The organism is Lachnoclostridium sp. An14 (assembly GCF_002160755.1).
In the GTDB taxonomy this organism is placed as follows: domain Bacteria; phylum Bacillota; class Clostridia; order Lachnospirales; family Lachnospiraceae; genus Lachnoclostridium_A.
Map to the genome: position 1 here is coordinate 1 of NZ_NFLE01000049.1, position 22,806 is coordinate 22,806.

Below are 22,806 nucleotides of genomic sequence, written 5' to 3' on the forward strand. Positions count from 1 at the left end.
CCCCCCCCCCCCCCCCCCCCCCCCCCCCCCCCCCCCCCCCCCCCCCCCCCCCCCCCCCCCCCCCCCCCCCCCCCCCCCCCCCCCCCCCCCCCCCCCCCCCCCCCCCCCCCCCCCCCCCCAAATTACTCTGTCTGTAACATGACCTCTGCTATACTCGTAGGGACAGGCGGTATTCGGGCCGTCTGTTAAGGATAAAAAGAAGGAGTGAATGGCAATGAGAGGTCAGAGCAGAAAACGGCCGGTGCGCAGGAAACGCTTACAGAAAGCACTGGTGCTGGCGCTGGCCGGCGTAATGGTGAGCAACAGCGCCGGCGTGGGAATGCTGGAGAGTTTCGCGGATGAGACAGAGCTGACGGGTTCCCTTGGAGACAACGGCGAGACCGGCGGGACGGAAACGGGAACCGGAACGGAGAACGGCGGCGGAAACAGTGAAACCGGCGGAAACAACGAAACCAGTGGAACGGAAACCGGCAGTGGAAATGACGGAGCCAGTGGGACGGAAACCGGCAGTGGAAATGACGAAACCAGTGGGACGGAAACCGGCAGTGGAAATGACGGAGCCGGTGAAACGGAAACTGGCGATGGAAATGACGGAACGATAACTGACGGCGAAGGTGACGGAACGGTAACCGACGGCGGGGATGACGGAACTGGAACGGATGGCGAAGACGAAGGAACGGAAACCGACGGCGAAGGTGACGGAACTGTAGCTGATGGCGAAGGTGACGGAACGGTAACCGACGGCGGGGATGATGGAACCACAACCGACGGTGGGGATGATGGAACTGGAACGGACGGTGAAGATGACGGAGCGGGAGCTGACGACGAAGATGACGGAACCGGGACGGACGACGAGGATAGCGACGCCGGCACCGATGATGAAAGCGGGGCAGTCGGAGATTCCGGCAGCGCAGGAGGAGCAGGCAGCGCCGGAACCGGCGGAGAGTCCGGAACAAACGGCATTGTCAGCGAAGACGGAACCGATACGGAAAAGGACTCCTTTATCATTGATTACTACTGTGATGAGGAGCTTGGAACGGTGAGAGGCCCGCAGCGGGTGGAAAAGGGCGAGAGCCTGTATTTCACCGTAGTTCCCAGAGAGGGAGCCGTGATCGTCAGTGTCACCGCCAACGGAATGGACGTAGCCCCCATCGTCACCGCTACCGGCAGCGAACTGAAAAACGGCACCGGCCGCCAGAACTACGTGCTCATTGATGTGGAGGAGGACGTGGAGATTGAGGTGGACTTTGCTGTGGCTGGGGTGATGGCGATGTCGGCGGAGATTCCGGATCCGGGTACAGCAGGTTCGGATGTGGATTATCAGGAGATGTCATCGGCGTTTCGGATTGATTATGACAGTATTGTGTTTGATTCAGAAACGAAAAATTATTATATAGATGTTATAATAGAGGAAACTTCTGAAAATGAATTAACATTTTCTATTAGCGATGCAGTCTTAGGCGTTGTAGCGTGGTATGAAGATAAAGATTATAATGGAATGCAGCCTGGAGATTATATCAATCTTTGTATACGATTTATTAATGAGTCAGGAAATCAATACAGTTATCAGAATGGCAGTTTAGTGGTAGCACCTCCTGATTTACGAAATCAAGTGGCAGCAGAGGGAGATATTGCTCATGCTATCGGGTTTGACGGACAAGAGGTATCTTTGAATTATGCGGCAGCTAGGTATCCGAATCAAGCTTTGCAGGAATTATTTGGTAAAAAAGAAGACAAAATATCTCTTAATGATATGTTAAATTTGTATAATGTTCTGAGGGAGAAACCGGAGTATGCTGAGTTAGAATATCCATTGACACAGTGGTATTTAGATTTTTACAATGATAAGTATTTTCTTAGGGCAGATTGTATTGCAGATTTGACAGAGAGAGCAATTAGCGATATGTTAGGACCTGCTAGAGGTGTTAATGCTATTTTCGATGTTCCCTATGAGGGTAGCAGTTTTGAGGAGGCTTATTCTAAATTAGAGAACGCATTTCCTTATGTACGTTATTGTCGGGTTATTGATTATCCAGAAAAGAAGTCGTTCTCTGTTCAGATAGCTGAAATAGAACCAGAAATTGGAGCATTGATTTATAATGTTTATTTTCAGCGATTGATTGGAATTACTGTTGGGAGAAAGACTTATCATGAAGAAGCCAATTCGATGAAACTTTCTAGAGCTGTTGCAGTGTCACAATATATGACTGAGAATTCGGCGGTATGGGAAGAAGCCAATCAGGCACTGTCTTCATTGAATATAGAAAAACTCGGTACGGGTGAATTAGATACAAGTATAATTATTAGTGGAGAAATGAATAATACGTATCAAAATTATCCCATAGATTATTATGCTACCATTAAACTGGATCGCATCATCACCGAAGGCACCCTCACCATCCACAAAGTAGACGACGACGGCAACATCATCGCCGCCCCGGCCACCTTCCAGCTGTTCAAGATGGATGGCGACCAGAAACTCTACTACACCGGCAGCGACTGGAGCACAGATGCGGCCCAGAGCGCAGACTTTGTGACGGAGAACGGAACCGTGACCATTCCGGGACTGGATCTGGGTGTTTACTACATCCAGGAGGTACAGGCGCCGGAAGGCTACGAGCTGGTGACAGAGCCCTATCAGGTGAGCCTGGAGGGAGAGACGCTGGAGGTCAACTTCTCCAACAAGATCCAGTACACCATCATCGTAAACTACTACGAGAAGGACACCAACACCAAGCTGGCGGACTCCTATGTGAGCGGCACCTACACCAGAGGCGAGGCCTACGACGTGACCGAGCAGATTCAGAAGGCAATCGAGGGCTATAATTGGGACAGCTGTGATTCCGCCGTTTACGCGGGCACAATGAGCGGCAACCTGATCTTCAACGTGTACTACACCAAAACCCCCACCACCGATGAGCCCGATAACGAGCCTTCCGGCGGAAGTCCTTCCGGCAGCGGCGGTGGCGGCGGTTCCAGCAGCGGCCCCAGGGATCCCTACAACCCCGGCGGCGGCCCAGGCGTGACCATTGAGGAGGACGCCGTACCCTTAGCCCCCCTTCCGGAAAATAACGAAGCGGTGGCAATCAACGAGGACAACGTGCCTCTGTCTCCCCTTCCCAAGACGGGACAGGAGAGAAGTGCGGCGACGTGGCTGGCCATGCTTTCCGGCCTTGTGACGGCGGCTTACGTGCTGTTTAACAGAAAGAGAGAGCAGAACTGACCCATTGTCATAAAAACTGAGAACAAAAACACAGGCGGCTGCGGGACGAAAATCCCGCAGCCGCCTGCTGCGTTTTCCTCTGCCTATCAGCCCTCCAGGGCCTCCATAGCCAGCTTTACCGCTCCCATAATGCCCTGGTTGTCGTCCAGGCTGGGAAGGACGATGTAGTTCTCCAGATCGTGCATTTCCGGGGTCTCCACATAGCCGTTTAACAGCTTGGCCACCTGCTCCCGGATCATGGGCATCAGCTGCTCCTGGTGCATCACGCCGCCGCCCAGGATGATTTTCTGGGGCGAGAGGGTGAGAATGTAGTTGACCAGGGCCTGGGCGATGTAGTAGCTCTCAAACTCCCACACCTGCTGGTTGTCCGCCAGGTCGTAGGCCTTTTTGCCCCAGCGGTCCTCGATGGCGGGGCCGGCGGCCATGCCCTCCAGGCAGGTGCCGTGGTAGGGACATTTTCCCTTGTAGTGGTCGTCGGGATGAGGGATGAGGAGGATGTGGCCCGCCTCCGGGTGGAGCATTCCGTGGAGGAGCTTTCCTCCCGCCAGGACGCCTACGCCCACGCCGGTGCCGATGGTGATGTAGATGGCGGTGTCAAGGCCTTTCGCGCAGCCCCAGGTGGCCTCACCCAGCATGGAGCCGTTTACATCCGTGTCAAATCCCACGGGAACGTGCAGCTCGTTCTCTAAGTATCCCACAATGTCGCAGTTTCTCCAGGCCAGTTTCGGCGTGGTGGTGATGTGGCCGTAGGTGGGAGAGTCCTTGTGGACGTCCAGGGGGCCGAAACAGCCGATTCCCAGGGCGGCGATGTCTTTTCCCTGGAAGAAGGCGGCGATGGCCGGAAGGGTCTTTTCCGGCGTCTCTGTGGGGATGGAGATCCGCTCCAGGATCTCTCCGTTTTCGTTTCCGATGGCGCACACCATCTTGGTGCCGCCGGCTTCTAATGCTCCAAATTTCATATGGCAGTTCCTCCGGTTTTTATTTTTTGAAAGCCTGTCAGGTGTGAGAGGTGATCAGGCTGACGTTTCCTTCAATGAGACAGTCGCCGTAGCCCCAGGGAAGGAGGAAATGGTCTCCCTTCCGGATGGGATGGCCGTCGGCGCGTCCTTCTCCCTCCAGTACGTCCACGATCAGGAACGGGTGGTTCTGGGAAAGGACGGCGGAGCCGGTCACGTCCCATTTGTCCACCTGGTAGAGGGGGCAGGTGATTAAGGTTCTGCGGGTAAATCCCTCTCCCTGTACCGTTTCCGTGCCGGTGGCCGCGTCGGTGTGGGGACAGCGGATGACATCCTTGCTTTTTTGCAGGTGCAGCTCTCTGGGCTTTCCGTCCTGAAGGCGGTCATAGTCGTAGAGGCGGTAGGTGATGTCAGAATTCTGCTGGGTCTCTAAGATCAGGGTGCCTTTGCGGATGGCGTGGACGGTGCCCGGCTCGATCTGGAAGAAGTCCCCCTTTTTGATGGGGCGGATCTTGATTAAATCCATCCAGCGTTTCTCGTCGATCATCCGGCAGAGCTCGTCCTTTGTCCCGGCGTTGTGGCCCACCACGATGGTGGCGTCGGGGTCACAGTCCAGAATGTACCAGCACTCCGTTTTTCCCAGGGAGCCGTTTTCGTGTTCCCTGGCGTAGGCGTCGTCAGGATGGACCTGAATGCTCAAATCGTCCCTGGCGTCAATGATCTTTACCAGCAGGGGGAATACCTCCTGTCCGGTGTTCCCAAACAGCTCCGGATGGTTTTCCCAGAGCCAGCCCAGGGTTTTGCCCTGGAAGGAGCCGTTTTTGATGGGACAGTCGCCGTTTTTATGGGCGCTGACTACCCAGGCCTCTCCGGTGTGGTCGCCGGGGATGGGATAACCGTACTCCGTGCCCAGGCGGGAACCGCCCCAGAGCATCTGCTTGAATACAGGCTGAAGAAAAATCAGTTCTCTCATATCTGTTCTCCTTGCGGTTTAATCTCTACCTTTCATTATAGCGGGATACGGGGAAAATGCAACCGGTTCCAGAAAAAAGCGGGGAAGAAGGTCAGACAGGGGAGAAATAGAGGAAAATGGAGAAAAATTCTGTCTCCCGTATGGATGTCTGGGCCATGGGAAACGGAACGCCCCATGGCATGGAAATGTTCGGCTCAGGAAAGGTTCGCCCGGAGCGGGACGGCTGTTTGCGGAAACCGTGCTTTTTGAGGATAAGAAATGGTTCTGTGATAAAAAGAAATACCTGCCGCCGGGAAAGAATTCCAGGTGACAGGCATTTTTCCGTATCAGGGCAGCCGCGTTCCGGCGCAAGTGTGCGCTGCTGCGCACACTTATTACAATTAGCTTTCCGGATCGTCCACAGGTTCTGCGGACGTTGACGGTTCCTCCGATACCGGTTCTGGCTCCGGATCCGGGTAGACGGTCATGATGTCCTCCACCCGGCACTGCAGGAGAAAGCAGAGCTTTTCGATCGTGTGCGTGGACACGTAACAGTTTTTCTTCAGCCGGTCAATCTGGCTGGAACTGACATTACAGTAATGAATCAGGTGATACTGGGAAACTTTCTTCTTTTTCATCGTTTCCCATAAACGCTCATAGGTAACCATAGCATCGCCTCCTATTATCATTAAACTGTAAATATCCAATTTTGCATATTATCCATATCACGACAATTTCCATATATAGATAATAGAACAGATATTCAGCTTAAATAGGCGCGCATGGTCTTTAACGCGTTTTTCTCCAGGCGGCTCACCTGGGCCTGGCTGATGTGGATTTCCTCCGCCACCTCCGTCTGGGTCTTTCCCTCGAAAAACCGCAGGTCGATGATGTGGCGCTCCCGCTCCGGAAGGCGTTTCATGGCCTCATTTAAGGAGATGTTTTCCACCCAGTTGGACTCCAGGTTTTTCTTGTCGCTGATCTGGTCCATGACGTAGAGGGGATCGCCGCCGTCGGTGTAAACCGGCTCGTAGAGGCTCACCGGGCTTTGGATGGCGTCTAAGGCGTAAGTGATTTCCTCCTTGCTGATGCCCACCTCCTCGGCGATCTCCATGATGGTAGGTTCCTTTAAATTTTTCTTCATCAGGGTTTCCCTGGCGTAGATGGCCTTGTAGGCGGTGTCCCGCAGGGAGCGGCTCACCCGGATGGAGTTATTGTCCCGCAGATAGCGGCGCACCTCCCCCAGGATCATGGGGACGGCGTAGGTGGAAAAGCGCACGTTCTGGGTGATGTCGAAGTTGTCGATGGCCTTGATGAGGCCGATGCAGCCGATCTGGAATAAGTCGTCTACGTTCTCGCTGCTGCTGGAAAAGCGCTGGATGACGCTGAGCACGAGACGGAGATTTCCTTTGATGTAGTCTTCCCTGGCCTGCTTGTCGCCGGCCAGGATCCGCTGAAACAAAGCGTCCTTTTCTTCATTGGTGAGCAGGGGGAGCTTTGCGGTGTTCACCCCGCAGATTTCTACCTTGTATCCGGACATAGGTTCCTTACCTCCGCATCTTAGTTGTTATACAGGAATCATTCACCCAGCCGGAGGCTTTTATACTTCCAGATTCTGTAATTTTCCTTTACAAACCAGAACGGCTGTGCTAAAATTTCACGTTGTAAGAGAAAACGGGGAGCCTGTCCGGCAGGCTGAGAGGAAAGGAAGTTTCGACCCGCAACCTGATTTGGGTAATGCCAACGTAGGGAAATAGTGAGACAAATCCGGCTCCCGCTGTACCTGCGGGGGCCTTTTGTGTCATAGGAAACCGGGCGCAGGCCGCGCGGAGGAACATGGTTTCCGGCGCAGCCGCGTTCCGGCGGGCGTGGGCGGGATCACTCACACGTTTGTGTACCGGAGGTGTTTCCCCAGGGGAGAGAAACGAGGTGAAAAGATGGAAAAATGGAAAAACCGGGCGGCTCCGGCGGCCCTGATCGCGGGCCTTCTGGTGATATGGGAGGCAGTGGTGCGGATGAAGGACATCCCCCTTTACGTGCTGCCGGCCCCCAGCCAGGTAGTGACCTGCCTGATAAAGGAATTGCCCACCCTGGCGGGCCATGCCCAGGTGACGGTGGGAGAGGCCTTCGCGGGAATGGCCATCGCCCTGGTGCTGGCCCTGGCATTGGGAATCGCCATGGACGCCTTTCCGGCGGTGAAAAGCGGTCTGTACCCGGTGCTGGTGGTGACCCAGACGGTGCCCATGATCGTGCTGGCGCCGATCCTGATCATCTACATGGGGTTTGGCATCGCGCCGAAGATCCTGACGGTGGTGCTCATGTGTTTCTTTCCCGTGGCGGTGAGCTTTACGGATGCCTTAGGGCAGATGGATGAGGAGTACGTGCAGCTGGTGCGCTCCTTTGGAGCCGGGAAATGGGAGGCCTACCGTCTGGTAAAGATCCCGGCGGCAGTGCCCGGCCTGGTGTCAGGCCTTAAGGTGGCGGCCACCTACAGCATCAGCGGCGCCGTGGTGGGAGAGTGGATCGGTGCCCAGAGCGGCCTGGGCTACTACCTGCTGCGGGTGAAAAACAGCTATATGCTGGACAAGGTCTTTGCCTGCGTGCTGGTGATCGTGGCTTTGAGCCTTTGCATGAACGGGCTGATCCGCCTGTACCAGGCGGTGGCCATGCCCTACGCGAAAAAAAACGAAGAAAAGAGGAGGAGAACAAGATGAAAACGAGAGAAAGATTTTGTGCGGCTGCGCTCTGCGCGGCCATGGTGATGGCGGCTGCCGGCTGCGGCGGTGGAAACGGGGCCAATGCCCCGGCAGAGAGCGGGACGGAAACCTCCGCGGCGGAGACCACAGCCGTCCAGAGTGAGGAAACGGAGCCTGTAGAGGACGAGGACAGCGCCCCGATGGAGGACGTGACCGTGATCCTGGACTACGTGGCCAACACCAACCACACGGGAATGTACGTGGCGTTAGACCAGGGCTACTATGAGGAGATGGGACTGAATGTGAACATCGTGGAGCCCACAGAGGGCGCTACCGCTACGTTGGTGGCCGTGGGAAAGGGAGATTTCGGCATCAGCTACCAGGAGGACGTGACGGTGGCCCTGGCATCGGAGGATCCCCTGCCCATCAAGGCCATTGCCACCCTGATCCAGCACAACACCTCCGGCTTTGTGGCCTACGAGGATAAAAACATCACCTCCCCCAAGGATTTTGAGGGCAAGACCTACGCCGGCTGGGGCGGACCGGGGGAGAGCGCCGTGCTGAACGCGGTGATGACCCAGGCCGGAGCGGATTTTTCCAAGTTAAACATCGTGACCTCCGACGGGGCCGGCTTTGCGGCTCTGAAGGACCAGGTGGACCTGATGTGGTTCTTTGAGGCCTGGGACAACGTAAAATGTGAGCTGGAGGACTTCCCCATCACCTATATGCCCCTGCGGGATTTAGACGAGCGCCTGGACTACTACACGCCGGTGGTGATCGCCAGCGAAAAGACCCTGGAGGAGCGCCCGGAGATGGTGAAACGGTTTTTAAGCGCCACGGAGAAGGGCTATCAGTACGCCATCCAGCATCCGGAGGAGAGCGCGGAGATCCTGCACAAGTACGCCCCCGACTACGATATGGAGCTGCTGAGCCGTTCCCAGGCCTATCTGGCGGACAAATACATGGAGGACAGTGAGACCTGGGGAACCATGAAGGACAGCGTGTGGGACAACTACACCGATTTCATGGTGGAGTACGGGGTGATCGACAAGGACATTCCGGCGGCGGACTGCTACACCAACGAGTTCCTTCCGTCTGCCCAGGCGGAATCATGACCGGGAACGCCCGGAGAATGGAGGAGTTATGAAACTGGAGGTATCGGGGCTTTCCTTTTCCTACCCGGACCGGGACGTGCTGGAGCATCTGGATTTCCAGGTGGGCGAGGGAGAGTTTGTCAGCATTCTGGGAGCGTCCGGCTGCGGAAAATCCACCATACTAAAACTGCTCACCGGCGTCCATACCCCGCAGGAGGGGAAGATTTTTGTGGACGGCGGGGAGGTGCGGGGGATGTCGGAGCACTTTGCCTATATGCCTCAGAACGACCTCCTGTTTCCCTGGAAAAATATCCTGGACAACGTCTGCCTCTACGGGCGGATCCACGGAGGCCTGGAAAACGCCAGAAGGGAGGCCATGGAAAACATGGCCGCCTTTGGCCTTTCCGGCTATGAAAAGGCGTACCCGTCCGCCCTTTCCGGCGGAATGCGGCAGCGGGCGGCCTTTCTGCGGACGGCCCTGTGCAAGTCGGACATCCTGCTGCTGGACGAGCCCTTCGGCGCCCTGGACGTGATCACCCGCGGGGAAATGCAGGACTGGCTGCTGTCCATGCGCCGGCGGATGAATCGGACGGTGCTTTTGGTAACCCATGACATGGACGAGGCCATCTATCTGTCAGACCGGATCCTGATTTTAGGGGGACGTCCTTCTCACGTGACCTGCGAGCTGAGGCCGGAGACGCCGGCGGAAGGCCGGGACCGGGACTGGCTGTACGGCCAGGGAGAGCTCAGAAGGCGGATCCACAGGGAGATTATGGGGACGGACGGCCCAGCTGGCGCGGAGATGGAACCAGGTCGGAAGGAGGCCCGCTCATGAGCGCGAAAGCCACCGTCTGCGACGGCCACGCCCATCTGGGAACGGAGGAGGAACGGCGGTTCCGGGAGCGGGAAAATATCCCCACCATGGTCTGCGCTGGAGATGAAAAAGAGGCGGCAGAGCTGGCGGGTCTGTCCGGCTCCTGGCTGGTAAAGGCCTATGGCCTCCACCCCTGGAAGGCGTCCCTGGAGGGGCTTACGGCCATGGAGCCGTGGCTGGAACAGGCGCGGATCATCGGGGAGATCGGCCTGGACTCCGTGTGGTGCCAGGTGGACGAAACGGTGCAGCGTCAGGTCTTTGAACGGCAGTTGGCCCTGGCCTTCGCCGGGGGAAAACCGGTGGTGCTCCACGTAAAGGGAAGGGAGCGGGAGGCGGCGGAGCTTATCCGGCGCTATCCAAACACCTACCTGGTGCACTGGTATTCTGATCTGAAATGGCTGGAGCTTTATCTGGAACAGGACTGCTTTTTCACCGTCGGCCCGGATGTGGCGAAGAATCCGGCGGTGCAGCAGGTGGCCCGCATGGCTGACATTTCCCGGCTGATGGTGGAAACGGACGGCCTGGGGGCGGTGAGATGGGCTTTAGGTGAGAACATTCCCTTAGAGGGGATCCCCGCGGTGCTCTCCGAAAGCGCCCGCTGGATCGCCGCGGAAAAGAAGATGGAGCCGCAGGCGGTTCTGGAGCGGCTGGAGGAGAATTTTTGGCGGTTTGTGGGGGATGAGGAGTGAGTTGTGAGAGGGAGACGGTTCTGCGATGGAGGGCGGAAAGGTCTCCCTTTGAATCACAGAAAGAGTTGTTTCTGACGAAAAAAGCCTTTGGTAAAGGTGTACTCTGCATGACAAAGTTTGTGGTAACAAATTCACAGCCCTAATTTTAAACCTATCGAATTCGATAGGTTTAGAACAGAAGATTGTAACGACGGCCGTTCCCCCTCTTTTTCCCCATTTCAAAAGCAGGCGCAGCCCACAAAAGCCCCGCCTGCCTCTTTCAAATTCAATCCCTTTCTCAATTACCCATTCTTCTGATTCTTCTGATACAAAATAAACAATCCCTTCAAAAGCAGAGCATTGTCAATCATAATCTCGTGCCGGCACAGAGGCATGACGAAACGGGAGAGGCCGCCGGTGGCGATGATGGTGGTTTTCCGTCCCAGTTCCTCCTCCATGCGGTCGATGATGCCGTCGATCATGGACGCGGTGCCGTACATGATGCCGGAGCGCATACAGTCGATGGTGTTTTTCCCGATGACCTTTCCGGGGGTGTCCAGGCTGATCTGGGGCAGCTGGGCCGTCTTGCTGCTCAAGGTGTCCAAGGAGATGCGAAGGCCCGGCAGAATCACGCCGCCGATGTAGTTGCCCGCCGGGTCGATGACGGACATGGTGGTGGCGGTGCCCATGTCAATGATGATCAGGGGCGCCGGGTACTCCCGCAGGGCCGCCACGGAATCCACGATCATGTCGCTGCCGGTGGTCTTAGGGTTGTCCATGATGATGTTTAACCCGGTTTTCATCCCGGAGCCCACCAGCATGGGAGCCTTTCCGGTGATCTTTTTGATGGCGGTGATGAGGGTGTTGTTTAAGGGCGGAACCACGGAGGAAATGATGGATCCCTCGATGGCCGAGGGGGAGATGCCGTGGATCTCCAGAATATTTTTCATGGCGATGGCGTACTCCAGGTTCGTCTTGTTCCGGTCGGTGGTGACCCGCTCCTCAAAGTAAATGCGCTCGCTGTCGATCCCGCCGATCACGATGTTGCTGTTTCCCATGTCGATGGCCAAAATCATATAGGAACTCCTTTCAAATGGCAAAAAACCATGTTATACTTATTCTCATGATGCCAGGGTCAAAAGGTCGGAAATCCGATGCAAGCTTGCTTGCAAGAGGATTTTTGACCTTGGGATCCGCCAAAAACATGAATAAGCAGCCATTTTTCGTAGAAAAATGAGCGGATTATGAATGTTTTTGAGGATTGCGGGAGCACGTAGTGCGAAACAATCCGGTATCATAGGGGTCAAAATACCTTTTGACCCCAACATCATTCTCATAATTTTATACCATAACCATAGAAAAAACTCAATGGGAGGCAATACTATGTTAGAAGGAAAAACAGTGGTTCTGGGGGTGACCGGCAGCATCGCCGCCTACAAGATCGCCAGCCTGGCCAGTATGTTAAAGAAACAGAAGGCCGACGTGGAGGTGATCATGACGGAGAACGCCACCAATTTCATCAACCCCATCACCTTTGAAAGCCTGACGGGAAATAAATGTATGGTGGAGACCTTCGACCGGAATTTTCAGTTCAGCGTGGAGCACGTGGCCCTGGCGAAACGGGCGTCGGTGTTTCTCATCGCCCCCGCCTCGGCCAACGTGATCGCCAAAGTGGCCCACGGCCTGGCGGACGATATGCTAACCACCACCTTTTTAGCCTGTCAGTGCCCGAAACTCATCGCCCCTGCCATGAACACCAGGATGTTCCAGAACCCCATCCTCCAGGACAATCTTGAGATCTGCCGGAAATACGGGATGGAGGTCATCCAGCCGGCGGAAGGGTACTTAGCCTGCGGCGACACTGGAGCTGGGAAAATGCCGGAGCCGGAGGAGCTCTTTGACTATATTGTGAAAGCGGCGGCCTATGAAAAGGATCTGGCCGGGAAAAAGGTGCTGGTCACCGCCGGAGCCACCATGGAGGCCATCGACCCGGTGCGCTACATCACCAACCACTCCACGGGAAAAATGGGCTACGCGGTAGCGCGGGCCGCGGCCCTGCGGGGGGCGGAGGTGACCCTGGTTTCCGCCCACACGGAGGTGGCAAAGCCCCGGTTTGTGAAGGTGGTGGACGTCACCAGCGCCAGGGAGATGTTTGAGGCGGTGAAGGCCCTTTCGGGAGAACAGGACATTGTGGTCAAGGCGGCGGCGGTGGCGGACTACCGCCCGGCGGAGGTGGCCGCGGAGAAGGTGAAAAAGAAGGATGGAGAAATGGCCATCCGCCTGGAGCGGACGGATGACATTTTAGCCTGGCTGGGAGAGCACAGGAGAGAGGGGCAGTTCCTCTGCGGATTCTCCATGGAAACCCAGAATATGCTGGAAAACTCCAGGGCAAAGCTGGCTAAAAAGCATATCGACATGATCGTGGCCAACAACCTGAAGGTGGCCGGAGCCGGGTTCGGAGTGGACACCAACGTGGTGACCATGATTACCTCCGGCAGAGAGACAGAGCTACCCATGCTGACAAAGGATGAGGTGGCCCACCGGCTTTTGGACGGGATCCTGGAGGAGATGGAAGCGAGGAAAGCGTGAGACGGGGATACATGAACGTATTCCGTGGAGACGAGAAGGAGCTCACGGCCCTCTGCATTTCCGGGGACTCCCCGGAGCTGGAAAGAGAGGACAGGCCATGAGACAGGTGGTTTTATTTATCGCCGTCAGCGCCGACGGCTACATCGCCGGGCGGGACGGAAACGTAGACTGGCTGGAGAGCCAGGAGGAACCGGAGGGGGATTCCTACTCCCGGTTTATTGAGAATGTGGACACGGTGCTTATGGGATGGAACACCTATCATCAGGTGGTCACGGAGCTGTCTCCGGGAGAATGGCCCTACGAGGGCTTAAAAACCTGGGTATTTACCCACCGGAGGCCGGAACCGGCGGAGGGAGTGTCCTTTACGGACGAAACCCCTGCGGCCCTGGTGAGGCGGCTGAAGGCGGAACCGGGAAAGGACATCTGGGTCTGCGGCGGCGCCGCCCTGGCCCGCCAGCTTATGGAGGCGGACGGGATCGACCGTTTCCACCTCTCTGTGATTCCGGTGTTTCTCGGAGACGGGATCCGGCTCTTTGAGGACGGCAGGCCCAGGCGCCGCCTGCGTCTGCTGCGGACGGACACCCAGGGCGGGATCACAGAGCTGATATATGAGCGGGCCCCCGGTTGACTTTCCGCCTTTTTCATAATAAAATGGAGAAGGCGTTTCCAGAAAACGCCTATTTTTAAGCAGATTTTCCGTGGAATCAGAGAAAGCGGAATCAAGAAAACGAACCAGATACGGAGGACATACCTTGGCTAATATAGCGGATGAGATCAAGAGAAGAAGGACATTTGCGATTATCTCCCACCCGGACGCAGGAAAGACCACCCTTACGGAGAAATTCCTGCTCTACGGAGGGGCGATCAACCTGGCGGGAACGGTAAAAGGGCGGAAGGCCACGAAACACGCCGTTTCCGACTGGATGGAGATTGAGAAGGAGAGGGGAATTTCCGTCACCTCGTCGGTGCTCCAGTTTAACTACGAGGGCTACTGCATCAACATTCTGGACACGCCGGGACATCAGGATTTCTCGGAGGACACCTACCGGACCCTGATGGCGGCGGACTCCGCCGTCATGGTCATCGACGGCTCCAAGGGCGTGGAGGCCCAGACCATCAAGCTGTTTAAGGTGTGCGTCATGCGGGGAATCCCCATTTTCACCTTTATCAACAAGATGGACCGGGAGGCCAGAGATCCCTTTGAGCTGATGAGCGAGATCGAGAGCGTGTTGGGCATCCGCACCTGCCCCATCAACTGGCCCATCGGCTGCGGAAAGAATTTCAAAGGCGTTTACGACCGGTTTACGAAGAAGATCACCACCTTCACTGCTGCCATGGGCGGACAGAAGGAAGTGGCCTCCCAGGAGTTTGACGTGGAGGGCGAGGAGGTGGAGTCCGTGATCGGGCCCATCTACCATCAGCAGCTGATGGACGACATCGAGCTTTTGGACGGGGCCAGCGACGAGTTTGACCAGGAAAAGGTGAGCGCCGGACAGCTTTCCCCGGTGTTCTTCGGCTCTGCCCTCACCAATTTCGGCGTGGAGACTTTCCTGGAGCACTTTTTAAACATGACCACCTCGCCTCTGCCCAGACGGGCCATCACCAGGGAGGTGGATCCCTTTGAGGAGCAGTTTTCCGCCTTCGTGTTCAAGATCCAGGCCAACATGAACAAGGCCCACCGGGACCGCATCGCCTTTATGCGCATCGTGTCCGGCCGTTTCCAGGCAGGCATGGAGGTAAATCACGTCCAGGGCGGCAAGAAGATCCGCCTGTCCCAGCCCCAGCAGATGATGGCCCAGGACAGGAAGATCGTGGAGGAGGCCTACGCCGGGGACATCATCGGCGTGTTCGACCCCGGCATTTTCTCCATTGGAGACACCCTGTGCAGCTCCGGGGAGAAGTTTGAGTTTGAGGGCATCCCCACCTTCGCGCCGGAGCATTTCGCCAGAGTGCGGCAGATGGACACCATGAAGCGGAAACAGTTCTTAAAGGGCGTCAACCAGATCGCCCAGGAGGGCGCCATCCAGATCTTCCAGGAGTTCAACACCGGCATGGAGGAGATCATCGTGGGCGTTGTGGGCGAGCTGCAGTTTGAGGTGTTGACGTACCGCCTGCAGAATGAGTACAATGTAGAAGTAAGGCTGGATAAGCTGCCCTACGAGTACATCCGCTGGGTGGAGAACGAGGGCGAGGTGGACGTGGCCAGGATCCAGGGAACCTCCGATATGAAACGGATCCGGGATCTGAAGGGCAATCCCCTCCTCCTGTTTATCAACAGCTGGAGCGTGGGCATGGTGCTGGAGAGAAATCCCGGCCTGGTGTTAAGCGAATTCGGCAAAAACTAAGGACGGATTGGAAAACCGGGAAACGGCCTTTTACGGCCGCGAACCGGTGCCCCGCGGGAAGGGGCCGCCGGGAAATGGGATTCCTGCGGCTGTTTCCACGGGGAGCGCGTAGTCCGGGCGGAGTCCCCGTCCCGGCAGAAAGGAAGGAAAGACATGAGCAAGATCGACGTAGTGAGAGCCGCCATGGTGGAGGCCATGAAGGCAAAAGAGAAGGAGAAAAAGGACGCTCTTTCCATGCTCCTTTCCGCGTTAAAGAACGCGGAGATCGACAAGCGGGAGCCCCTCACGGAGGATGAGGAGAACGCGGTGGTGAAAAAGGAGATCAAGCAGTTAAAGGAGACCTACGAGTCCGCCCCTGACGGACGGGATGACATCAAAAACGAGGCGGAGTTCCGCATGAAGGTCTACCAGCAGTTCGCCCCGGAGGACATGAACGAGGAGCAGATCCGGGAGGTGATCAGCCAGGTGCTTTCGGAGCTGGGCATTGAGGCCCCCACGGGGAAGGACAAGGGACGGATTATGAAGGAGCTGATGCCGCGGGTAAAGGGAAAGGCCGACGGCAAAGCGGTGAATCAGGTGCTGGGCGCCATGCTCCAGTAGAGTTCTGGCGAAAATGACGAGAATCGGAGGGAAGACAATGGAATACCGTGAGATCATAGAGAGCTACATCGACAGCCACAAAGAGGAAATGTTAAACGACATCAAGGCCCTGTGCCGCATCAACAGCGAGAAAATGCCCTACCGGGAGGGAATGCCCTACGGCGAGGGCGTCTGCGCGGCCCTGGGGATGGCCCTGACCATGGCGGAGGGCTACGGCTTTTCCGTCCGCAACTATGACAACTACGTGGGAACCGCCGATTTAAACGACAAGGAGCCGGGGCTTGACATCCTGGCTCACTTAGACGTGGTGCCCGCCGGCGAAGGCTGGCAGGTGACGGCCCCCTTTGAGCCCCTGGAAAAGGACGGCAAACTCTACGGCCGCGGCACGGCGGACGACAAGGGACCGGCGGTGGCCGCCCTCTACGCCATGCGGGCCGTGAAGGAGTGCGGCATCCCCGTTTCCAAGAACGTGCGCCTGATCTTAGGCACGGACGAGGAGTGCGGCAGCTCTGACATCCCCCACTACTACGCGGAGGAGAAGGAGGCGCCCATGACCTTTTCCCCGGACGCCAGTTTCCCGGTGATCAACACGGAGAAGGGCTCCCTGCGGGGCCATTTCACGGCAGAGTGGGAAAAGAGCGAGGTTCTGCCCAGGCTCTGCGCCATCCACGCCGGCCTTAAGATCAACGTCCTTCCCGGAAAGGCGGAGGCCGTATTCCAGGGCGTGTCCCCGGAGGTGCTGGAGGCTGCCATGAAGGAGGCGGAAGGCGCCATCGGCGTCCATTTTGAGGCGGAGTACAGCGATTACACCGTGGAGAAGGGGGACGAGATGGCGAAGGTGACGGCCATCGGCGAAGGCGCCCACGCGGCCCATCCCGACGACGGAAACAACGCCCTCACTGCCTTGGTCTACCTGGCAAACCGCCTGCCCTTAGCGCCCTGCGGCCAGACAAAGGCCTTAAAGGCCCTGGAGGAGCTGATCCCCCACGGCGACTGCCGGGGCAAGGCTCTGGGCGTACAGATGGAGGACGAGGTTTCCGGGCCTCTGACCCTGGTATTCAGCCTTCTGGAGGTGACGGAGACGGGCCTGGAGGGCTGGTTTGACAGCCGCTGCCCCATCTGCGCCAACGAGGAGAACGTGTTAAAGCCGGTGAAGGCCGCCATGGAGGAAAAGGGATTTCAGTTCCTCTCTGACAGCATGAACCCGCCTCACCATGTGCCGGGAGACTCTCATTTTGTGCAGACCCTCTTAAAGGTGTACGAGGCGTACACCGGCAGGAAGGGAGAGTGCAAGTCCACCGGCGGCGGCACCTACGTCCACGACCTGAAAAACGGGGTGGCCTTCGGCGCGTCCATGCCGGAGACGGACAACCGGATGCACGGCGCCGACGAGTTCGCGGTGATTGACGAGCTGATGATCAGCGCGAAAATCTTCGCCCAGGCCATTGTGGAGCTGTGCCGGTAAAGAGGGGAAAAACGGAGAGCGGAACCGGAAAAAACGGCGGTTTTTCGCGGGCGGAGGCGTTTTTGTTTCCACGTTCGTTTCCGCCCTGTGCAAATTTATGCTTGACAGATGGATGATTTTGCAATAGAATACACCATAACAAAGGCAGCCGGAACACCGGAGGCCGTCTCAGGAGGAACCAGGATGTTTGCAGCGAAGGCTATGAACAACAGCATGATGATGGATATGATGATGTGCGGCATGATGATGGTCATGTGCCGTATGTTTGAGTATGCCAAAATTGAATGCAGTTGTGACAATGGTTTTTGTGAGCAGGCGTAACGGTTTCGTTTGAGACGATCCCAAAACAAGAATTTTTCAGCGGGCCCATGGAGAAAGACCATGGGCCCGCTTTTGTGTTTTGAGATACCAGGGGATAAAGTTCAAAACCCCGACGCAAGCTTGCTTGCAGGAGGGATTTTGAATTTTAGACCCGCCAAAACCATGAATAAGGAGCCGTTTTCGCAGAAAACGAGCGGATTATGAATGGTTTTGCAGGATTGCGGGAGTGCGGAGCACGGAGCAATCCGGGATCCGGGACACAGTTCCCATAGCGCGACCCCGTTCCACTGTCTGAAAAAAGGAGAATCAAAAAATGGAGCAGAGAGAACCGATCATACGGTTGACCAATCTGGGCAAGGAATTTAAAACGGCGAACGGCACCGTGAAAGCCCTGGAGGACATTAATCTGGATATTTATGCAGGAGAGATTTTCGGCATCATCGGCCTTTCCGGAGCGGGAAAGAGCACCCTGGTGCGCTGTATCAACTACCTGGAGGCGCCGACCTCAGGAGACGTGGTGTTTGAGGGCACCAGCCTAAAGAGCCTGGGCCGGGCGGGCATCAATCAGGCCCGCAAGTCCATGGGAATGATTTTCCAGCAGTTTAACCTGCTGTCCCAGCGGAACGTGCTGCGGAATGTGTGTTTCCCCATGGAGCTGCAGAAAACACCGAAGGACGAGGCTGTAAAGAGGGCCAGGGAGCTTTTGGAAATGGTAGGCCTTTCCGACCGGGAAAACGCCTATCCGGCCCAGCTCTCCGGCGGGCAGAAACAGCGGGTAGCCATTGCCAGAGCCCTGGCCACCAACCCGAAGGTGCTCCTCTGCGACGAGGCCACCAGCGCCCTGGACCCCAACACCACCAAGGCCATTCTCCAGCTCTTAAAGGAGATCAACCGGAAACTGGGAGTGACGGTCATCGTCATCACCCACGAGATGGGCGTGATCGAGGCCATCTGCGACCGGGTGGCCATCATTGACAAGAGCCACATCGCCGAGGTGGGAGCCGTTTCAGAGATTTTCTCTGATCCCAAATCCGCCATCGGACGTCAGCTGATCATGGGAGACACGGTGCACACCGACTTCGGGGATTCCAAGCTGGTGCGCATCATCTTCGACGGCCGGGCCTCCAATGAGCCGGTGCTGTCCAACCTGATCCTGGCCTGCAAGGTGCCGGTGAACATCATGTACGCCGCCACCAAGGACGTGAACGGTACGGCCCTGGGACAGATGATCATTCAGCTGCCCAAGGATGAGGGTGAGGAAAAACGGGTGTTAAACTACCTGGCTACGGCCGGAATTCCTTACGAGGAGGTAACGAGAGATGATTTTTGATTCTGCCACTGTCAATATGCTCATAGAAGGAATTGGGGAGACCCTTTACATGGTATTCCTTTCTTCCGCCCTTTCCTACCTGATCGGCATTCCCCTGGGAATCATCCTGGTGGTCACCGATAAGGACGGGATCCGCCCCCTTCCCATTGTCCAGGGCCTTCTGGGCCTGGCCATCAACCTGCTGCGGGCAGTGCCCTTTATCATTCTGCTGATCATGGTGATCCCCATCACCAAGGCCCTGGTGGGTACCCTGGTGGGGGCCAAGGCCATTGTGCCGCCCCTGGTGATCGCGGCGGCGCCTTACATCGCCAGAATGGTGGAATCCTCCTTTAAAGAGGTGGACGCCGGGGTGATCGAGGCGGCCAAATCCATGGGGGCCAGCACCTTTCAGATCGTGTGGAAGGTCCTGCTTCCGGAGGCAAAGCCCTCCCTGTTAGTGGGAGCGGCCATTTCCATCACCACCATCTTAGGCTATTCCGCCATGGCCGGTTTCGTGGGCGGCGGCGGCCTGGGAGCCATCGCCATCAATCACGGCTACTACCGCTATGAGGCGGGGCTGATGTTTGTGACGGCGGCCATCCTGGTGATCATTGTCCAGATCATTCAGGAAGTGATGATGCGGCTTTCCAGAGCCACGGACAGACGAATCCGGTAATCCTGCCCTGGGCGGTTACACATATATGCCGGGAAACGGCAAATAAAATCAACAGGAGGAACACAATTATGAAGAAGAACATCGGACTTGTAGCGGCGGCGGTACTGGCCGCGGCAGCGCTGGCGGCCTGCGGAGGCCAGAAAACGGAGACTACGGCTGCGGAGACCACGGCCGCAGAGAGCGGGGCGGAGACCACCGCGGAGAGCGGAGAGGCCACGGAGCCCGCGGCAGACGCGGAGCTGGAGAAACTGACCGTAGGCGCCAGCCCGGCACCTCACGCGGAGATCTTAGAGGCGGCCAAGGAGGCTATGGCGGCCAAGGGCTACGAGCTGGATATTGTGGAGTACGTGGACTACGTACAGCCGAACCTGGCCCTGGAGAGCGGCGACTTAGACGCCAACTACTTCCAGCACATCACCTACCTGGAGGATTTTAACGCGGAGAGAGGCACTCATTTAGGAAACGGCGGCGCCATTCACTACGAGCCCTTCGGCATCTACGCCGGAAAAACTGCCACCCTGGAGGAGCTGGCGGACGGAGCGCAGGTAGCCGTTCCCAACGACGCCACCAACGAGGCCAGAGCCCTTCTGCTCTTAGAGGCCCAGGGCTTAATCAAGCTGAAAGAGGGCGCGGGCCTGGCAGCGACGAAGAACGACATTGAGGAGAACACGAAGAACCTGGAGATCGTGGAGATCGAGGCAGCTCAGATTCCCAGATCCTTGGAGAGCGTGGACGTGGCCGTTATCAATGGAAACTACGCCATTGACGCCGGCTTAAGCGTAAGCGACGCCCTGGCGGTGGAGGCCTCCGACTCTGAGGCAGCGGAGAAGTACGCCAACGTGATCGCCGTTCAGGAGGGCCACGAGAACGATCCGGCCATCCAGGCCCTGGTAGAGGTGTTAAAGAGCGACGAGATCAAGACGTTTATCGACACCACCTACGGCGGCGCTGTGGTTCCCTTAGACTAATCGGGAATGTACGCGCAGGACGGACAAATCAGACAAAACAGACAGAGGGAGAGCGGTGCGGCCTGGGGCCGCGCCGTTTTCTGCATGGGTGCGCCGGTGTAGCCGCGCGGAGGAAGATGGCTGCTGGCGCAGCCGCGCCTCGGCGCACTCCGCGCAAGGGAAGATGGCTGCTGGCGCAGGCCGCGCCTCGGCGCGAGTGTGCGCTTGGTGCACACTTTTTATGAGGAGGAAGTATGAAACAGATTCTGATTGTGCTTGGCGGAGGCCGGGCGAGGGGGAATACGGCTCAGCTGGCGGAGGCCTTCCGCAGGGGAGCGGAGGAGGCGGGACACCGGGTGGAGACGGTTTCCCTTGTGAAAGAGGAAGTGAAGGGCTGTCTCGGCTGCAACGCCTGCCGCTACGGAAAGCCCTGTGTGCAGAAGGACGCCTTCAACAGCCTGATACCGAAAATCCAGGGAGCGGATCTGGTGGTGTTCGCCTCGCCCCTGTATTTCTGGACCGTGTCCGCCAGGCTGAAGGCTTTTATCGAGCGGTTTTACTGCATGGCCGAGGAAGATCCCAACCCGCCCTTCGGCCGCTACGAGAAATACCCGGTGAAGGACTGCGCCCTTCTTATGACGGCAGCGGACAATTTCTTCTGGACCTTTGAACAGGCCGTGTCCTACTACCGGTTCGCCCTGGTGCGCTACATCGGTTTTCGGGACCGCGGGATGGTACTGGCCGGAGGCTGCGGCGACACCAATGGACGTCCCAGAATCCAGGAGACGGACCATTTGGAGACGGCGTACCGGTTTGGGCTGACGGTGTACGGCAGGGATGGGGAGTAGGGGAAATAGGAAAATGCGGAAAAGGGATATGTGAACCCCCGTGATGCGATTTCCTATGGAATAATAGAGAGAGTCAAGACCACCGGCTAAGCCGGTGGCTTGCACTGTCTTTATAAGGGCCTTTCTTAGTGTTTCCTTTCTCCGGTGCAGCCCCATATGGGGCTTGCTGGTTTGCTTTGACTTCCTACCACCACTCCAAGTGGTTTATTTCTTGTGTTTCCTTACCGGCTTTCCCGTAAACGGATCTATGTACTCTACTATCGACATCTGGTCATATTCTAAATCTTCTTTCAGTTGATTTTGGATAGACGCCTTTATCGCTGATACATCTTTTCCCACTGTATCTATGAAATACCCTCGGCACCAGAAATGTCGATTCCCATACTTATACTTTAAATTTGCGTGTTTTTTAAAGATCATTAGGCTTGATTTCCCTTTCAAACATCCTACGATTTTTGATACTGAGTATTTTTAGAGAGGGATCCTTACCAGCATATTTATATAAAAAATGACCTATCACACGATAGGTCAAAATAAAAACGCTACAAACACTCATTTTTTTATTTTGATAGCAGAAATTCAATTAACTAATTGATTTTTGATATTATATTTCCTCGGTTTTTGAAAGAAAAAATGACCACTTTTTAAACAGTAGCCATCTTAATACTTTTTATAAAGCATTTTCAAGTTCATCTTCCGTATAGCCAAACATATAATCTTCATCTTTACCATGTGATGCCCAGATTGCCGCAGCGTCCCAAACACTCAATCTTTCGCCCTCATCATCATCATAGTCATGCCCAGCACCTTCAATGCCATAAATAGTGCCACATTTAGTACATTCCCACTCTCTATTACCGATATACTTCATTTCACCGCCACAATCAATATAAAGTTCCATCGCAATGTCCTCCTTTGATTATATGTTATATTATAGCAGTCAAGAGGAATAAGCACAAGTGTTATTCATGCGATACCGTTTTATTCGATAGTGTAACTTTACCTGGGTAATTTCAAAAAATAAAAAAATAAGACGACCTCTTTTTATAGTATAATGTAATCACCACAAAAACACATACGAGAAAAGAGGTCATCTTATGTTAAATAGTATACAGCATTTTACAGAAAATGGAATCCCCCAGTTAGAAGAAATCATGAAAAAGTTTATGCAGAATCCTGCTGATCTGAATCAGTTTGTGGACCAAGTAAAACAGGTTATGTTGGAATTCGGCTGCCACATTGT

General features: G+C 56.1%; 21 protein-coding genes, 1 pseudogene and 1 riboswitch. Of the genes and pseudogenes, 15 read left to right on the forward strand and 7 right to left on the reverse strand.

The features are described 5' to 3' along the window. The first annotated feature begins 214 nt into the window (after positions 1 to 214). Positions 215 to 3,223, forward strand: a complete 3,009-nt coding sequence (locus tag B5E84_RS18360) for a doubled motif LPXTG anchor domain-containing protein (protein ID WP_162612900.1) — start codon at positions 215 to 217, stop codon at positions 3,221 to 3,223. 86 nt (positions 3,224 to 3,309) lie between these two features. Here the strand turns inward: B5E84_RS18360 and B5E84_RS18365 are convergent, their stop codons facing one another. From B5E84_RS18365 to sigG, 4 genes are all read right to left on the reverse strand, one after another. Next, positions 3,310 to 4,182, reverse strand: coding sequence for an ROK family protein (locus tag B5E84_RS18365; RefSeq protein ID WP_087225828.1), 873 nt, complete (start codon positions 4,180 to 4,182; stop codon positions 3,310 to 3,312). Positions 4,183 to 4,219: 37 nt separating this feature from the next. Then, positions 4,220 to 5,152, reverse strand: coding sequence for a mannose-6-phosphate isomerase, class I (gene manA, locus B5E84_RS18370; protein WP_087225831.1), 933 nt, complete (start codon positions 5,150 to 5,152; stop codon positions 4,220 to 4,222). Positions 5,153 to 5,532: 380 nt separating this feature from the next. Further along, on the reverse strand, positions 5,533 to 5,799 hold the full coding sequence (locus B5E84_RS18375) for a helix-turn-helix domain-containing protein (protein ID WP_087225834.1): 267 nt from the start codon (positions 5,797 to 5,799) through the stop codon (positions 5,533 to 5,535). Between the two features lie 95 nt (positions 5,800 to 5,894). Beyond that, positions 5,895 to 6,671 carry an RNA polymerase sporulation sigma factor SigG gene (gene sigG / locus B5E84_RS18380; protein WP_087225837.1) on the reverse strand — a complete coding sequence of 259 codons (777 nt, stop codon included), beginning with the start codon at positions 6,669 to 6,671 and terminating at the stop codon, positions 5,895 to 5,897. Between the two features lie 125 nt (positions 6,672 to 6,796). After that, positions 6,797 to 6,900, forward strand: a riboswitch (TPP riboswitch). Positions 6,901 to 7,068: 168 nt separating this feature from the next. Between sigG and B5E84_RS18385 the strand changes: the two genes are divergently transcribed. The 4 genes from B5E84_RS18385 to B5E84_RS18400 are packed head-to-tail and all read left to right on the forward strand — an operon-like array spanning position 7,069 to position 10,484. Continuing rightward, the gene (locus B5E84_RS18385; protein ID WP_087225839.1) at positions 7,069 to 7,845 is read left to right on the forward strand and encodes an ABC transporter permease; all 777 of its coding nucleotides are present in this window, start codon (positions 7,069 to 7,071) and stop codon (positions 7,843 to 7,845) included. Continuing rightward, positions 7,842 to 8,942, forward strand: coding sequence for an ABC transporter substrate-binding protein (locus tag B5E84_RS18390; RefSeq protein ID WP_242963440.1), 1,101 nt, complete (start codon positions 7,842 to 7,844; stop codon positions 8,940 to 8,942). The genes B5E84_RS18385 and B5E84_RS18390 overlap by 4 nt, the downstream gene beginning before the upstream one ends. 28 nt (positions 8,943 to 8,970) lie before the next feature. Continuing rightward, on the forward strand, positions 8,971 to 9,756 hold the full coding sequence (locus B5E84_RS18395; protein WP_087225841.1) for an ABC transporter ATP-binding protein: 786 nt from the start codon (positions 8,971 to 8,973) through the stop codon (positions 9,754 to 9,756). Further along, positions 9,753 to 10,484, forward strand: coding sequence for a TatD family hydrolase (locus B5E84_RS18400; RefSeq protein WP_087225844.1), 732 nt, complete (start codon positions 9,753 to 9,755; stop codon positions 10,482 to 10,484). The genes B5E84_RS18395 and B5E84_RS18400 overlap by 4 nt, the downstream gene beginning before the upstream one ends. Positions 10,485 to 10,765: 281 nt before the next feature. Here the strand turns inward: B5E84_RS18400 and B5E84_RS18405 are convergent, their stop codons facing one another. After that, a complete protein-coding gene (locus B5E84_RS18405; protein WP_087225847.1) occupies positions 10,766 to 11,539 on the reverse strand; it encodes a type III pantothenate kinase in 774 nt (257 codons plus the stop codon). A gap of 307 nt (positions 11,540 to 11,846) precedes the next feature. On the opposite strand from B5E84_RS18405, the gene coaBC reads away from it, so the two are divergent. The 10 genes from coaBC (at position 11,847) to B5E84_RS18450 (ending at position 21,563) form a co-directional block, all read left to right on the forward strand. Continuing rightward, positions 11,847 to 13,052, forward strand: a complete 1,206-nt coding sequence (gene coaBC, locus B5E84_RS18410) for a bifunctional phosphopantothenoylcysteine decarboxylase/phosphopantothenate--cysteine ligase CoaBC (RefSeq protein WP_087225849.1) — start codon at positions 11,847 to 11,849, stop codon at positions 13,050 to 13,052. 97 nt (positions 13,053 to 13,149) lie between these two features. Continuing rightward, positions 13,150 to 13,680, forward strand: a complete 531-nt coding sequence (locus B5E84_RS18415; protein ID WP_087225852.1) for a dihydrofolate reductase family protein — start codon at positions 13,150 to 13,152, stop codon at positions 13,678 to 13,680. 124 nt (positions 13,681 to 13,804) lie between these two features. After that, positions 13,805 to 15,397: a peptide chain release factor 3 gene (locus B5E84_RS18420; protein ID WP_087225855.1), complete on the forward strand. Its 1,593-nt coding sequence runs from the start codon at positions 13,805 to 13,807 to the stop codon at positions 15,395 to 15,397. 153 nt (positions 15,398 to 15,550) lie between these two features. After that, positions 15,551 to 15,997 (forward strand): GatB/YqeY domain-containing protein, encoded by a 447-nt coding sequence (locus B5E84_RS18425; protein WP_087225858.1) that lies wholly within the window; start codon positions 15,551 to 15,553, stop codon positions 15,995 to 15,997. A 37-nt stretch (positions 15,998 to 16,034) separates the two neighbouring features. Beyond that, positions 16,035 to 17,462, forward strand: coding sequence for a Sapep family Mn(2+)-dependent dipeptidase (locus B5E84_RS18430; RefSeq protein WP_087225862.1), 1,428 nt, complete (start codon positions 16,035 to 16,037; stop codon positions 17,460 to 17,462). 183 nt (positions 17,463 to 17,645) lie between these two features. Continuing rightward, complete coding sequence (locus tag B5E84_RS20715) at positions 17,646 to 17,783, forward strand: hypothetical protein (protein ID WP_162612901.1); 138 nt, start codon at positions 17,646 to 17,648, stop codon at positions 17,781 to 17,783. A 313-nt stretch (positions 17,784 to 18,096) separates the two neighbouring features. Next, positions 18,097 to 19,113, forward strand: coding sequence for a methionine ABC transporter ATP-binding protein (locus tag B5E84_RS18435; protein WP_087225866.1), 1,017 nt, complete (start codon positions 18,097 to 18,099; stop codon positions 19,111 to 19,113). Further along, positions 19,103 to 19,768: a methionine ABC transporter permease gene (locus B5E84_RS18440; RefSeq protein ID WP_087225868.1), complete on the forward strand. Its 666-nt coding sequence runs from the start codon at positions 19,103 to 19,105 to the stop codon at positions 19,766 to 19,768. Before B5E84_RS18435 ends, B5E84_RS18440 begins: the two co-directional genes overlap by 11 nt. Positions 19,769 to 19,836: 68 nt before the next feature. Beyond that, the gene (locus B5E84_RS18445; RefSeq protein ID WP_087225872.1) at positions 19,837 to 20,736 is read left to right on the forward strand and encodes a MetQ/NlpA family ABC transporter substrate-binding protein; all 900 of its coding nucleotides are present in this window, start codon (positions 19,837 to 19,839) and stop codon (positions 20,734 to 20,736) included. 233 nt (positions 20,737 to 20,969) lie between these two features. Beyond that, on the forward strand, positions 20,970 to 21,563 hold the full coding sequence (locus tag B5E84_RS18450; RefSeq protein WP_087225875.1) for a flavodoxin family protein: 594 nt from the start codon (positions 20,970 to 20,972) through the stop codon (positions 21,561 to 21,563). A gap of 204 nt (positions 21,564 to 21,767) precedes the next feature. Here the strand turns inward: B5E84_RS18450 and B5E84_RS18455 are convergent. Both B5E84_RS18455 and B5E84_RS18460 read right to left on the reverse strand, forming a co-directional pair. Next, positions 21,768 to 22,034 (reverse strand): annotated as a pseudogene (locus tag B5E84_RS18455) (transposase); the annotation flags it as partial. A 199-nt stretch (positions 22,035 to 22,233) separates the two neighbouring features. Continuing rightward, positions 22,234 to 22,464 (reverse strand): hypothetical protein, encoded by a 231-nt coding sequence (locus B5E84_RS18460; protein WP_087225878.1) that lies wholly within the window; start codon positions 22,462 to 22,464, stop codon positions 22,234 to 22,236. Between the last annotated feature and the right edge of the window lie 342 nt (positions 22,465 to 22,806).